The 14,388-nt window shown below is 73.8% G+C and carries 8 protein-coding genes; 3 read left to right on the forward strand and 5 right to left on the reverse strand.

Features of this window, described 5'->3' with window-relative positions; translation table 11 throughout:
* Positions 1-64 precede the first annotated feature (64 nt).
* The 3 genes from ACZ6JY_RS20050 to ACZ6JY_RS20060 all read left to right on the forward strand — a co-directional run bounded on the left by ACZ6JY_RS20050 (position 65) and on the right by ACZ6JY_RS20060 (position 7,268).
* A complete protein-coding gene (locus ACZ6JY_RS20050; RefSeq protein ID WP_469197308.1) occupies positions 65-1,591 on the forward strand; it encodes a hypothetical protein in 1,527 nt (508 codons plus the stop codon).
* Between the two features lie 70 nt (positions 1,592-1,661).
* Complete coding sequence (locus tag ACZ6JY_RS20055) at positions 1,662-2,555, forward strand: hypothetical protein (protein WP_469197309.1); 894 nt, start codon at positions 1,662-1,664, stop codon at positions 2,553-2,555.
* A gap of 87 nt (positions 2,556-2,642) precedes the next feature.
* Positions 2,643-7,268, forward strand: coding sequence for a coiled-coil domain-containing protein (locus ACZ6JY_RS20060; protein WP_469197310.1), 4,626 nt, complete (start codon positions 2,643-2,645; stop codon positions 7,266-7,268).
* Here the strand turns inward: ACZ6JY_RS20060 and ACZ6JY_RS20065 are convergent.
* The 5 genes from ACZ6JY_RS20065 to ACZ6JY_RS20085 form a co-directional block, all read right to left on the reverse strand.
* The gene (locus ACZ6JY_RS20065) at positions 7,210-8,367 is read right to left on the reverse strand and encodes an aromatic ring-hydroxylating oxygenase subunit alpha (protein ID WP_469197311.1); all 1,158 of its coding nucleotides are present in this window, start codon (positions 8,365-8,367) and stop codon (positions 7,210-7,212) included. The two genes, ACZ6JY_RS20060 and ACZ6JY_RS20065, sit on opposite strands and share 59 nt — an antisense overlap.
* Before the next feature lie 14 nt (positions 8,368-8,381).
* Positions 8,382-9,536 carry an N-methyl-L-tryptophan oxidase gene (gene solA / locus ACZ6JY_RS20070; protein WP_469197312.1) on the reverse strand — a complete coding sequence of 385 codons (1,155 nt, stop codon included), beginning with the start codon at positions 9,534-9,536 and terminating at the stop codon, positions 8,382-8,384.
* 46 nt (positions 9,537-9,582) lie between these two features.
* The gene (locus tag ACZ6JY_RS20075; RefSeq protein ID WP_469197313.1) at positions 9,583-12,054 is read right to left on the reverse strand and encodes a GcvT family protein; all 2,472 of its coding nucleotides are present in this window, start codon (positions 12,052-12,054) and stop codon (positions 9,583-9,585) included.
* A complete protein-coding gene (locus ACZ6JY_RS20080) occupies positions 12,051-13,136 on the reverse strand; it encodes an S-(hydroxymethyl)mycothiol dehydrogenase (protein WP_469197314.1) in 1,086 nt (361 codons plus the stop codon). The genes ACZ6JY_RS20075 and ACZ6JY_RS20080 overlap by 4 nt, the downstream gene beginning before the upstream one ends.
* Before the next feature lie 347 nt (positions 13,137-13,483).
* Positions 13,484-14,314 carry an IclR family transcriptional regulator gene (locus ACZ6JY_RS20085; protein WP_469197315.1) on the reverse strand — a complete coding sequence of 277 codons (831 nt, stop codon included), beginning with the start codon at positions 14,312-14,314 and terminating at the stop codon, positions 13,484-13,486.
* Between the last annotated feature and the right edge of the window lie 74 nt (positions 14,315-14,388).

The raw sequence follows: 14,388 nt of genomic DNA on the forward strand, positions 1-14,388 counted from the left end.
CCGGGCCCGCTGAGGGTTCTGCCCGTTTCGACCGTTGTCAGACCGAGGACTTAGTCTGTGCACCGTGACTTCGCCTGCCGTTACGGACACTGCTCCGCCCCAGCTCAGCGCGGGGCCGAGGCCCGCTCAGGGCCCGGCCGCCGACGAGGGCCTGGCGCGCCGCCTGCGCGCCCTCGCCTGCACGGCTCCGCTGCACGACCTCGACGTGCGCAAGGCCAACCTCGCGGGCGAGTACACGGTGTACGCGATGGCGGAGGTGGCCCTGTCGGCCATCGACCTCGTCACGCTCAACATGGACTTCGACACCGGCGCCGACCACGAGCAGATCGTCGCCCGGCTGCTGCCACGCGTCGCCGCCCAGGCCCCGCGCCGCCCGGCCGCCGAGCACGAGCGGGTGGCCCGCTGGGTCCTGGAGAACCTGATCAACGTCGGCAGCGTCGACCGCGGCTTCCGCGCGGTGTACGGCACGTTCGCGCCCGACGGCACCTATGTCCGCAGGGACTACGACTTCAAGCTCCTCGAAGAGGTCCCCGGGTACGGCGGCAGTGTCTATCTGCGCACGACCGACGAGGCGGTCAACGTCCTGGTGGGCGCCCTCGACACCGACGTCACCAGCGCCCAGATCGCCGCCGAGGTGAAGCTGGAGGTCCTGATCAACCGCGGCAGGCTCGCCGACGCGCAGCTCGCCGCCGAGCAGGCGCGCTACCGCACCGTGCAGTTTTCGGAGACGCTGCGCAAGGCCCTCGACGCCACCCGGCGCAACGTCCGCGCGGTGGACTGGCTCCAGGCCGTCCCCGACATGATCGCCGAGGCGCTCGACCACGTCGCCGACCGCTATCGCCACGAGAACGCGATCCTGACCAACATCCGCAAGGCCCGCGACGAGTCCGAGGACCCCGAGCACAAGCGCCGCGCCGCCGAGCTGGTCGACATCGTCAAGGACTGCATCCGCCGCCACACCCAACTGCAGTCCCGTCTCCTGGAAGCGGGCCCGCTGTTCCGCGCCGAGCAGGACCGCCAGGCCTTCGCGGCGCCCACCGCGCGCTCGGGACTCGATCTGTACGGGCAGCTCCTCGCCCCGCTCCTGCCGCTCCCCGCCGAGCGGGCCACGCGCGTGACGGATGCCTTCTTCGCCCGCGGGACCGGACTGCGCACGCCCGTCTCCGTCCGCGTCGGCGACCTCGTCGACATACTGCTCACGCCCCCCGTGGAGCGCGAACACCTCGGCATGGAGATGCCCGAGCCCGATCTGATCGCCACCCCGGACGACAGCCGCTTCAGCGAGGAACAGCTCGCGAGCGCCATGGAACTGCTCGACCTGCCCTCCGACGCGCCCCGCAGACTCTCCGGCCTGCTCGCCGAAGCCCGCCTGCGCGACCCCGAACTGCCCTATCTGCTGGCCCTCCTGGCCGTCCACGCGGCCAGCCCGCCGGTCGGCACCGCCTACCGCCAGGGCGAGGAGAAGCTGCTCTTCGCCGTGGACGACGGCACCGAACTCGACGACGAGGAGTTCGGCGGCGCCGACCTCATCGTCGGCACGGCCCTCCTGGACGCCGCAGGCATGGCGGCCGGCCGGACGGAGGCGGCATGACCCCGACCCGGACCCCGCCGTGCCACCTAGGCAACGCCTTCCCGTACAGCCCCAGCAAGGAGCACACGCCGTGACCGACCACCCCGCAGAGCACGCCGCGTGGGGCGAGCCGGACACCGCGGCGGCCCCCGCCGCCCCCGCGCCCGTCACCCCGGGGGACGCCGCCGACGCCGCGCGGCTCGTCGCCTTCGGCCTCCAGCCCAAGCTCCAGCCCGCCCGCGACCAGGAGTACGGCGAGCTCCTGCGCCGCTACCGCGAGGACCCGCCCTTCGCGCGCCTCGCCGACGCCGTGGCCGCCGGGCTCGGACTCGTCGTCCTGGAGGTGTCCCCGCGCGCGGGCATGGTCGTCACCGCCGCCGAGGACTCCGTCTTCGCCGTCCGCATGGGTGACTACGCCCGCCGCGCCGCGACCGACTCCACCGACCGGTTCCTGCACGGCCTCGCGCACCTCGCCGTCGCCGCCATGGCCTTCCCGCGCCCCGAGGACCTCGCCGACGACGGGTACATCGGCCGGGTCACGGTCAACGGCGTCGACGCGTTCGTCCGCCAGGCCTGCCGCCGCCTGGAGGAGCGCGCCGAGGAGCAGGGCGAGAACACCGACCCGGCCACCGACGCCCCCGGCCTGGAGGCCGCCTGGCGGATCTGGGCACGGCGCAGCTCGACCGGCGCCACCAAGGACGCCCGCCGCCTCGCCGGTTCGACCACCGGCATCATCGCCAAGGCCGTCGCCTTCCTCACCGACTCCGGGTTCCTCCAGCGCACGGGCGACGACTCCGGAGGGACGTACCGCACCACGGCCCGCTATCAGCTCCAGGTGCGCGACATGGCGGGCAGCGCCGCCATGGCCGAACTGCTCGAACTGGGCGTCGTCCCCGTCACCGACGGCTCGGCGACGCTGCTGCCGCCCGAAGACACCGACGACCTGGAGCTGGCCGCGGACGCGGGACTGCCCTTCCACTCCTGAGCGACCCCGCCCCGAGGCCCGGCCCGACGCGCCGGTTCACCTCACCTCCCCGCCGTTCCCCACGACTTACGACGAGAGTCCGCCGCCATGTACGAGCTGTCCCGGATCCGCCTCTACTCCATCGGTCCGGCCGGTGCGCGCTACGCCGACACCGTGCTCGACCTGCGCGGCGTGGGCGCCGAGGTGCCCGACCCCGCACCCACGCAGGCGGAGTTCTTCGAGGACGAGCCCGTCGGTCCGCCGCGCCGCCCGGCCCCCGCCGGCGTCCTCTTCCTGGAGAACGGCGGCGGCAAGTCCGTCCTGCTCAAGCTGATCTTCTCGGTGATGCTGCCGGGCCACCGCAACACGCTCGGCGGCGCCAGCTCCGGAGTGCTGCGCAAGTTCCTCCTCGCCGACGACTGCGGGCACGTCGCCCTGGAGTGGCAGCACACCCTGACCGGCGAGTGCGTGGTCGTCGGCAAGGTCAGCGAGTGGCGCGGGCGGCAGGTCTCCAACGACCCGCGGAAGTTCGCCGAGGCCTGGTACTCCTTCCGGCCGGGACCCGGCATGAGCCTGGACTCCCTGCCGGTCGCCGAGTCCACCGCGGTCCGGCCCGCCGCCGAGGGCGCCTCGGGCGCACGGGGACGCCGGCGCACCATGAAGGGCTTCCGCGACGCGCTGACCGAGGCGGTCAAGGTCTACCCCCACCTCGAAGTGCACTGGGAGGAGATCCACGACCGCTGGAACGAACACCTCGGCGACCTCGGCCTCGACCCCGAACTCTTCCGCTACCAGCGCGAGATGAACGCCGACGAGGGCGAGGCCGCGGGCCTCTTCGCCGTCAAGAAGGACTCCGACTTCACCGACCTGCTGCTGCGCGCCGTCACCGACACCCGGGACACCGACGGCCTCGCCGACCTCGTCCACGGCTTCGGCAACAAACTGGGCCGCCGCGCCGAGCTGATGGCCGAAAGGGACTTCACCGCGGGCTCCGTGGATCTGCTCGGACGCATCGTGGAGGCCACCGGGACGCGCTCACGCGCGCGTGACGTACACGCGGGCGCCGAGCGCAGGACCCGCACCCTGGCCCGCAGGATCGCCGCCCGCGCCGTCGAGGAGCGCGGCCGCGCGGCCACGCTCGCCGAGCAGGTCACGGCCGCCGCCCACACCGTCACCGAGGCCGAGCGCGCCCGCGGCAAGAGCGCCCTCATCTCCGCCGAACTGGCCTACCGCCACGCCTCGCTGGCGCTCACCGCCGCGGAGAAGGCCGCCGCGGCCCAGCGCCGCGAGCTCGCCGACGCCCGTACGCTGCACTCCGCCTGGCAGGCAGCCGAAGCAGTCCTCAGGCACCGCGCCGCGGCCGACCGCTCCGCGCGCGTGGCCGCCGCGATCCGCGAGGCCGAGCGCGACGCGGCGCCCGCGCTCGCCGCTCGCGCGCAGGCCGCGTCCGATCTCGTACGGGTCCTGCACACCGCGGCCGAAGGCGCCGAGAACCTCGCCAACGAAGAGGAGGAGCGCTCCGCCGCCCTCCAGGAGACCGGCGAGACCGCGCACCGCGACGCCACCGTCGCCGCCACCGAGGCCCAGCGGGCCCGCAGCGAGGCGGGACACCTGCGCCAGCGCCTCACCGAGGTCGAGCAGGAGACCGCCGAGGCCGTCCGCGCGGGCTGGCTCGACGACACCGCCCCCGACGCCGACCCGGCCCGCGCCGCCCTGGCCGCGAGCGACGCCGAGAAGACCGCGGTCGCCGCCTGGGACACCGCGCGTGAGGCCGCCCGCCGGGCCGCCGACCAGGCCAAGGAGGCCGCCGCCGTCGAAGCGAAGGCCGAGCTGACGGCCGCCCGCGCCTCTGATGCCGCGACCGCCGCCGAGGCCGCCCACGACGCCGAGCGCCGGGCCGCCGAGTCCATCGCCGGGGACGAGCGGCTCGCCGAACTGCTCAGCCTGCCCGCGAAGCAGGGGGGCGGCGGCGTGCCCGCACCCCGCCGAGGGACCGATGTCCCGCGCGGGGACACCCTCACCGTGGCGGAGCTCGACCGCTGCGCCGACGACCTGCGCGCGCTCCTCGACGAGGGCGTCGCCTCCGCCGAGCGGCAGCTCTTCGACCTGCGCACCGCGGCGGCCGACGACTCCCGCATCCTCGGCGCCCTCGGCGACGGCGGACTGCTCCCGCCGGGACCCGACGTCCTCGCCACCGTCGAATTCCTCGGCGAGCACGGCATCCCCGCCCTGCCCGGCTGGCGCTACCTCGCGCAGGCCGTCGACCCCGCCGACCACGCGCGCGTGCTCGCCGCGCGGCCCGAGCTCGTCGACGGCGTGGTCATCACCGACCCCGCCACGCACGCCCGCGCCCGCGAGGCCCTCGCCGACGCCGCGCTGCTGCCCCGCTCCGCCGTCGCCGTCGGCACCGCCGCGGCCCTCCTCGCCCCGACCCCGGGCGAACAGGCCGCGGACAGCGGCGTCTTCCTCGTACCGCCGAACCCGGCCATGCACGACGAGCACGCAGCCGACGAGGAGCGCCACGCCCTGCGTGCGCGGGCCGCCCGGCGCGACGAGGAGATCCGGGCGCTGGCCGTGCGGCTCGGCAAGGACCGCGAGCTGGCCGCCCGCCTCGCCTCCTGGCGCGGCGGCTGCCCGAGCGGACGCCTCGTGGAGCTCGCCACCGCCGCCGAAGAGGCGCGCGCCTTCGCCGAGGAGGCCGAGGCCGAGCTGACCGAGGCCCGCACCGCACGCGCCGAGGCCGACGAGGCCGCCGGAGAGGCGGCACGCGTGCGTGACGAGCGGCAGGAGGCCGCCCAGCGCGCCCGACGCGCCGCCGACGCCCTGGCGGGCCTCGCGTTCCGCCTCCGCGAGCGGGCCGGCTGGCAGGCCAAGCTGCGCGAACTGGCCGACGACGCCGCCGAGTCGGAGGCCCGCGCCCAGACCTGCCTGGACCGCGCCCGCGCCGCCGACGAGGACCGGCGCGCCGCCCAGCGCGCCGCCGACGACGCCCGCCGCACCGCCCGCGCCCTGCGCGCCGAGCGCGCCGAGATCGCCGGCGCCCCGGAGGACGTCCCGGCCGACCCCGAGGCCCCGAAGACGTCGCTGCCCGCGCTCCGCGAGGCCTACCGCGCGGCCTCGCAGCTCTACGAGAAGGTGGGCGTCGGCGCCGACCTCCGTGCCGAGCAGGCCCGCGCGGAGAGCGACGAGAGCGCCGCCCTCGCCGAGCTGAACCGGCTCAGCAACAAGGTCCGCACCCGCGCGGCCCTGCTCCTCGAAGGCACCGACGGCTCCGACGGCCCGTCCCGGCAGGCCGCCGCCGCGCGCGCGGAGGCCCAGGTCCAGCTCATCGAGGCACGCGCCGCCACCGCGAGCGAGCAGCTCGGCCGGCTGCGCGGCGAGGCCGAGCGGCACGCCCCCGAGGACGGCGAGGCGCACACCGAGCTCCCCGAGGACCTCGTCCCCGCCGACGCCGAGCAGGCCCAGACGCTCCTTCGCGCCGCCGCGGGTGAACTGGCCGCGCACACCGAGGCGTTGACCACAGCCAAGGACGCCCACGCCGCGCTGCTGCGCACCCACCGCGCCACCGAGGACGCCACGGGCGGCTTCGACGAGACCGCCGCCCTCCTGCGCGACCTGCTGCGCGAGCACCACGAGGACCCCGAGGAGGAGCCCGAGGCCTACCCCGGCACCCTGGAGGAGGCCCGCCAGGCCGCCGCCGAGGCACGCCGCTCACTGCGCGGCTGCGCCGCCGACCTGTCCACCGCCGAGTCCGCCGTCCGCGAGGCGAGCGACATCCTCGTACGGCATGCCAACGCGACGCGGTACGAGCAGGTCCGCACCCCCGCCCGGCAGCAGATCCGGGAGCTGCCCGCATCCGCGCTGCCCGAGCACGCCAAGAAGTGGGCGGACGCGTTCGCGCCCCGGCTGCGCGTCCTCACCGACGAGCTGGAGCAGCTGGAGCGCAACCGCGACAGCATCGTCGACCGCCTGCGCGGCCTCGTCGAGTCGGCCCTCGCCACGCTGCGGTCCGCCCAGCGCCTGTCCCAGCTGCCCGAGGGGCTCGGGGAGTGGTCGGGCCAGGAGTTCCTGCGGGTCCGCTTCGAGGAGCCCGACCAGGCCACGCTCGTCGAGCGGCTCGGCGAGGTCATCGACGAGGCCACACGCGCGGCGGTGAAGAAGAACTCCGACATGCGGCGCGACGGCATGTCCCTCCTGCTCCGCGGTGTGCAGGCCGCCCTCGAACCGCGCGGCGTCGCCGTCGAGATCCTCAAGCCGGACGCCGTGCTGCGCGCCGAGCGCGTGCCGGTCGGACAGATGGGCGACGTGTTCTCCGGCGGCCAGCTGCTCACCGCCGCCATCGCCCTCTACTGCACAATGGCGGCGCTGCGCAGCAACGACCGGGGCCGCGACAAGCACCGGCACGCCGGCACGCTCTTCCTGGACAACCCCATCGGCCGCGCCAACGCCACGTATCTGCTGGAGCTCCAGCGGGCCGTCTCCGACGCGCTCGGGGTGCAGCTCCTCTACACGACCGGACTGTTCGACACGACGGCGCTCGCGGAGTTCCCGCTGGTCATCAGGTTGCGGAACGACGCGGACCTGCGGGCGGGCCTGAAGTACATCAGCGTCGAGGAGCACCTGCGCCCGGGCCTGCCCCAGCAGGACCCGGACGGCGAGACGGTGCACGGGGAGATCACGGCGACGCGGATGTACAAGCGCCCGGCTGCGACCGGCCGGCGAGCCGCCCGGTGAGCCACTCGTGGAAGAGGCCGATGTGGTGCTCGGTCGGCACGAGCACCCCGCCCTCGCGGTAGGCGCGTGACGCCATCGCGGGCTGGGTGCGCTCGCAGGCCGCGAAGTCCTGGGCGTTGACCCGGTGGAAGAGCTCCACGGACTTCGACAGGTCGGCGCCGGACGCGACGACGTCGGGCGCGTACAGCCAGTCGCACTCGACGGTCGTGCGGTCCTCGGCCAGCGGGAACATCCGGTGCAGGATCACGTGGTCGGGGACGAGGTTGATGAACACGGTGGGCTTCACGGTGATCGCGTAGTAGCGGCGGTCCTGGTCGTCCTCGACCTCGGGCAGGCGGCCGAAGCCCGCGCTGCCGTCGACCGTGAAACCGCAGGCCTCCTCGGCGAACGCGGCGCCGTGCCCCACGTAGTACTGCGCGGCGAACCCCTCCGCGAACTCCGGGAGCACGTCCGTCAGTTCGGGGTGGATGGTCGCGCAGTGGTAGCACTCCATGAAGTTCTCGACGATCAGCTTCCAGTTGGCCCGCACGTCGTACGTGACGCGCTTGCCGAGCGCGAGCCGCTCGACGCCGTAGCGCTCGATGGACGCCGTGTCGCCCAGTCGTTCGACCGCCGAGCCGATGACCGTCTCCTCGAACGAGGGCGGCTCCTCGGCGAGACAGACCCAGGCATAGCCCAGCCACTCCCGCAGGGCCACCTTGACCAGGCCGTACGAGGAGCGGTCCACGTCCGGCATCCTGACCAGGTTGGGCGCGGCGATCAGCTTGCCGTCGAGGTCGTACGTCCAGGCGTGGTACGGACACTGAAGGGACCGGCGGACCTGCCCGGACTCCTCGGTGCACAGCCGGGCGCCCCGGTGGCGGCAGACGTTGAGGAACGCGCGCAGCTCCCCGGTGCGGGAGCGGGTGAGCAGCACGCTCTCGCGGCCCACCCGTACCGTGCGGAAGGCGCCCGGCGCGTCCAGGTCGGCGCAGCGCGCCGCGCAGAACCACAGGGCCTCGAAGACGTGTTCCTGCTCCTGCCGGAAGATCTCCGGATCGGTGTAGTAGCGGCCGGGGAGGGTGGCGATGAGGCTCGGCGGCAAGGGGGTCGTCGTCACGGTTCTCGTACTCCTCACGCGGGCGCGGCGGCCGGACGGCTGGGGTCGAAGAGCTCGATGGGGTGGCCGGTGGTGCCGTCCAGGGCCAGATCGGCGACGATCTCGCCGACCACGGGCACGAACTTGAAGCCGTGCCCCGAGAAACCGGCCGCGACGGTCACCGAAGCGGGGTGCGCCGGATGGCGCGCGATGACGAAGTGCTCATCGGGGGTGTTGGAGTACATGCAGGTCGCGGCCTTGAGGAAGCGGCCGGGCAGCGACGGGATCAGCCGGCCCACCTGGTCGGCCATCGCGGCCACCTCATGGTCGTGGACCGTCCGCTCGATGGTCTCCGGCGTGCAGGGCGTGCCCTTGCGGAAGAACGCCACCTTCGCACCGAGGCCGGGCCCGTCGATGGACGGGAAGCCGTACACCTGGACGCCCTGAGCGTCCTCCCAGATGTAGATCGGGTGGTTCTCCGGAAGGAAGGGCCCCACCCCGCCGTCCGGCTGGAACCAGTACATGACCTGCCGCTCGATCGTGAACGGAACCCCCAGATCCGTGAGCAGCCCCGGCGCCCACGCACCCGGGCAGATCACGAGCTGTCCGGCCGTGTAGACGTCCTCGGCGGTGTGCACGCGCACTCCGTCCCGGTACGGCTCCCACCGGGTCATCGGCTCGTCGAAGTGCAGGTCGGCGCCCTGCCGGGTGGCGAGTTGGAGGTGCGCGGCGACCGTGTTCTCGGGGCGTACGAGACCGGCCCGCGCCTCGTACAGGGCCACCTCGTCGTCGCGGGGCGTGAGGGTGGGGAAGCGGCGGCGGATCTCCTTCGCGTCGAGGAGTTCGTGCGGCAGGTCCCACCGCTCGGCGGAGAGCAGCGATCCGGAGACCGGGCGGCTCTCGGGGCGGCCGATCATCACACCGCCGCAGAGCGTGGCGATCTCGCGGCCGGTGTCCTGTTCGAGGCGGTCGTACAGCTCGTAGGAGCGCAGCAGCAGCGGTACGTAGGCGGGGTCCTCGAAGTAGGACTGCCGGGTGATGCGCGAACCGCCGTGGCTGGAGCCGCGCTGGTGGACGGGGCCGAACTTCTCCAGGCCGAGGACGCGGACACCGCGCGCGGACAGATGGTGCGCCGCGGCGCTGCCCATGCCGCCGAGGCCGATCACGATCACGTCGTAGGTGGGGGACACCGGAAGCCTCCAGGCAGGTGGTCGGTCGGGGGACGTCGGAAACGCCCTAGCGGCGGATGCGGGTCATCTCCGGGTCGAACAGCGGTTCCTCGGCGACCGTCGCGGGCACCTTCTCGCCGAAGTACTCGATGCCGACGCCCGCGCCGGCCTCCAGCGGCGGCAGCCAGGCGTACGCGACGCAGCGGCCCAGCGTGTAGCCGTAGGCGGCGCTGGTGACATACCCGGAGGGGACGCCGTCGACGTACACCGGCTCCTTGCCCAGGACGACGGCGGCCGGATCGTCCAGGAGCAGCGGGGTGAGCCTGCGCCTCGGCGCGCCCATGGCCTCCAGCGCCGCGCGGCCCACGAAGTCGCCCTTGTTCATGCGGACGGCGAAGCCGACACCCGCCTCGTAGGGGTTGTGTTCGGTGGTCATGTCGTGGCCCCAGGCGCGGTACCCCTTCTCCAGGCGCAGGCTGTTGAAGGCGGAGCGGCCGGCCGCGACGACGCCGTGCGCGCGCCCCGCCTCCCACAGCGTGTCCCAGAGGTGGAGCCCCAGATCGGCGGTGGTGTACAGCTCCCAGCCCAGTTCACCGACGTAACTCAGGCGCATCGCGGTCACCGGGACGTGCCCGACGTACGTCTCCTTGGCCCTGAAGTAGCCGAACGCCTCGTGCGAGAAGTCGTCGCGGGTCAGCGGCTGGACGAGGGCGCGGGCCAGCGGACCCCAGACGCCGACGCAGCACGTCCCCGAGGTGATGTCCCTGAGGTGTACGTCGGCGGGGGCGTGCCGCAGCAGCCAGTCCAGGTCGGCGGGGGAGTTGGCGCCCACCTGGAAGCGGTCGGGCCCGAGCCGCGCCACGGTCAGGTCGGAACGGATGCCGCCGGCCTCGTCGAGCAGCAGGGTGTACGTGACCGAGCCCGGCCGCTTGGCGAGGTTGTTGCTGGTCATGCGCTGGAGGAAGGCGAGCGCGCCGGGCCCCGCGACCTCCAGGCGGCGCAGGGGCGTCATGTCGTAGAGGGCGACCCCCTCGCGGGTGGCGCGCGCCTCGGCCGCCGCGACGGGGGACCAGTACCTGGCCGCCCAGGCGTCGCGCTCGGGCACCTCGATGTCCTCGGCGAGAGCGGCGTTGGCCTCGTACCAGTGCGGGCGCTCCCAGCCGCCGCCCTCCAGGAAGACCGCGCCGAGCTCCCGCTGGCGGACGTGGAAGGGGCTGACCCGTAGGGGACGCGGCCGGTCCAGGGGCTGGAGCGGATGGATGACGTCATAGACCTCGACGAACTGCTGTGCGCCGCGCTCGGCCACGTACGCGGGGGAGCGCTGGGCGTCCTCGAAGCGTGTCAGCTCGCATTCGTGCGGGTCGAGTGAGGGGCGGCCGTCGACCATCCACTCGGCGACGGCCCTGGCCACGCCCGCTGAGTGCGTGACCCACACGGCCTCGGCCAGCCAGAAGCCGCGCAGCGCACGGGATTCGCCGATTACGGGCATGCCGTCCGGGGTGAACGAGAAGACGCCGTTGAAGCCCTCCGCGATCTCCGCCGTCCGCAGGGAGGGGATCAGCCGGCGGCAGTCCTCCCAGCTCGGCGCGAAGTCGTCCCAGGTGAAGGGGTACGAGGACGGCATCGACTCGGCGTCGTCGAAGGCGGGGACGGAGAACGGGTCGACGGGCAGCGGGCGGTGGGCGTACGAGCCGATGCCGACGCGGTCGACGTGCTCGCGGAAGTACAGGTCGCGGTCCTGGTGCCGCAGGATGGGCCGCGAGGCCTCCGTACGCGGGTCGTCGACCCCGGCGAGCTCCGGCAGGGGAGCCGTCTTCGCGTACTGGTGGGCGAGCGGAAGCAGGGGCACGTCCACCCCGGCCATCCGCCCGATCACCGGGCCCCAGAAACCGGCCGCCGAGACGACGTGGTCCGCGGGGAAGGTGCCGCGGTCGGTGACGACGGCGGTGACGCGGTCGCCGTCCCTCTCGATGCCGGTCACGGTGTGCCGGTCCAGAAAACGTGCTCCACGCGTGCGTGCCCGTGCCATCTGCGCACGGCAGGCGAGCACCGCGCGGGCAAGGCCGTCGTCCGGCGTGTGGAGTCCGCCGTACACCTGGCCCTCGTCGATCAGCGGCCACAGCTCCTTGCAGCGCCCGGGGCCGACGAGTTCGGCGCGCACGCCCCAGGAGGCGGCGAGACCGGCCTTGCGGTGCAGGTCGGCCCAGCGCTCGGGTGTGGTGGCCAGTTCGAGGCCGCCGACCGGATGGAAACAGGGGAGCCCGTCCACCTCCAGGGAGCCGAACTTCTCCACGGTGTACTTCGCGAACTCGGTCATCGTCCGGGAGGGCCCCGTACGGAAGACGAGACCCGGCGCGTGCGAGGTGGAGCCGCCCGGCGCGGGCAGCGGCCCCTGTTCGAGTACGGTGACGTCGGTCCAGCCGCGGGAGGTCAGCTCGTCGGCGAGGGAGCAGCCGACGATGCCCGCGCCGATGACGACGACGCGCGGCCCTTCGCTCCGGGCGGGGTCCACAGGACCACCACCGACCGCGGGGCTCACAGGACCACCACCGACCGCAGTACCTCGCCCCGCCGCATCCTCGCGAAGGCCTCCTCCACCTGGTCGAGTCCGATCGTCTCGGAGACGAAGCCGCCCAGGTCGAGGCGGCGGCTCAGATACTGGTCGACCAGGATCGGGAAGTCCCGGGTGGGCAGCGAGTCCCCGTACCAGGACGACTTGATGGCGCCGCCGCGCGAGAACAGATCGATCAGCGGCAGCTCGACCACCATCTCCGGATCGGGCACCCCGACCTGCACGAGCACGCCCGCGTGGTCGCGCATGTAGAAGGCCTGTTTGTACGTGGACGGGGTGCCGACCGCGTCGATCGCGACGTCGACCCCGTGGCCGCCGGTCAGCTCGCGGACGGCCTCGACCGGGTCGGTGCCCCGTGAGTTCACGGTGTGCGTGGCGCCGAAGCGCATCGCCCCGTCCAGCTTGGCCTCGTCGATGTCGACGGCGATGACGCGGCGGGCCCCGGCCAGGGACGCCCCGGCGACCGCGGCGTTGCCCACGCCGCCGCAGCCGATGACCGCGACGGTGTCGCCGCGGCCCACCTGACCGGTGTGCACCGCGGCGCCGTAGCCCGCCATGACGCCGCAGCCGATCAGGCCCACCGCCTCGGGCCGCGCGGCCGGGTCGACCTTCACGGCCTGCCCGGCCGCGACCAGCGTCTTCTCGGCGAAGGCCCCGATACCCAGGGCGGGGCTCAGCGCGGTGCCGTCCAGGAGCGTCATGGGCTGCCGGGCGTTGCGTGAGTCGAAGCAGTACCAGGGGCGGCCGCGCAGACAGGAACGGCACGCTCCGCAGGGGGCGCGCCAGGCGATGACCACGTAGTCGCCGGGTGCGAGGCCGGTGACGTCCGGGCCGACCGCCTCGACCGTGCCCGCGGCCTCATGGCCGAGCAGGAACGGGAAGTCGTCGTTGACGGCGCCCTCCCGGTAGTGCAGATCCGTGTGGCAGACCCCGCAGGCCTGCACGGAGACGAGCACCTCACCCGGACCGGGGTCCGGCACGACGATCGTCTGGACCTCGACGGGCGCGCCCCTTTTCACGGCGACGACGGCACGGACCTCGTGGGGCACGGCCAGACTCCTCTGCTGTTGCGCATGGCTCGATGGCATGGGGACGTACGGCTGCTCTACGACGTTGTTGCGTACTGCACGATCGGTTGCGCTATGAGAGACATAGTGGGAACGCCATGAAGAAGGCGTCAAGAGGGTGGAGTTAAGCGTTCGTAAAACCGTGGAACCCGGCCGATTCCCCTGCGGGAACGCGCGTGGGCGGGGCCAGGAATCCCTGACCCCGCCCACCCGCGCCGGCTCTCCGCCGACGGCTCATGCCGGCTCGGGCCGGCCGTCCGCCCGGCGGCCTGTGCCGGCTCGGGGCCGGTCGCCCGCCCGTCCGCGCATGCCTTCCCGTGCGGCCGCCGTCAGAAGCCGTACCCCATCCGCCGGGACAGCTCCACGGCCGCCGCCACCGTCCGCTTGGCGACCTCTGTCAGGCGTTCCTCGGTCAGCCGGTACACCGGGCCCGAGGCGCTGAGCGCCCCGATGACCTTGCCGTCGTGCGCGCGCACCGGCGCTGCCACGGCGGCGAGGCCGACCTCGAGCTCCTCGACGGCGACGGCGAAGCCCCGCTCCACGACGGTCTCCAGCTCGCCGCGGAGCGCCACCGTGCCGGTCACCGTCTGCTCGGTGAGGCGCGGCAGCGTGCGCGCCACCATGCCCTCGCGCAGCGTCGTGGGCAGGTGCGCGAGCAGCACCTTGCCGCTGGACGTGGCGTGCAGCGGGGTGCGCCGGCCGAGCCAGTTCTGCGCGGTCACCGAGGCCGGGCCGCGGGCCTGCATGATGTTGACGGCCGCGTCGTCGTCGAGGACCGCGATGTTGACCGTCTCGCCCAGCTCGTCCGCGAGTTCACGGCAGACCGGCGCTCCCTCCTGGGAGATGTCCATGCGCACCGCCGCCGCCCCCGCGAGGCGGAGTACGCCCGCGCCCAGGAAGTACTTGCCGCGGTCCTTGGCCTGGCCCACCAGGCCCCGGTTCTCCAGGACGCCGAGGAGGCGGAAGGCCGTCGACTTGTGCACCCCCAACTCGTCGGCGATCTCGGTGACTCCGGCCTCGCCGTGGCGCGCCAGACTCTCCAGGACGCTCACCGCGCGGTCCACGGACTGGACGGATCCGGCCGCCGCCCTCGGCTGCCTCTCCCGTGTCTCTCCGTCCGGCTCACTGCCGTGATCAGCCTGTTTCCGCGTGCCGGTCATATCTCGACTCTCACCACCTGGCGGCTGTCTTGAGCCGCGTCTTCGGGGAGCCCTTGACGTGACGGGCACCCCGA

This window comes from Streptomyces sp. NPDC046335, from assembly GCF_055587985.1.

Coding starts and splice junctions, on each gene's coding strand:
- ACZ6JY_RS20085 (WP_469197315.1), bottom strand. CDS start 14,314: ATGACCGGCACGCGGAAACAGGCTGATCACGGCAGTGAGCCGGACGGA.
- ACZ6JY_RS20060 (WP_469197310.1), top strand. CDS start 2,643: ATGTACGAGCTGTCCCGGATCCGCCTCTACTCCATCGGTCCGGCCGGT.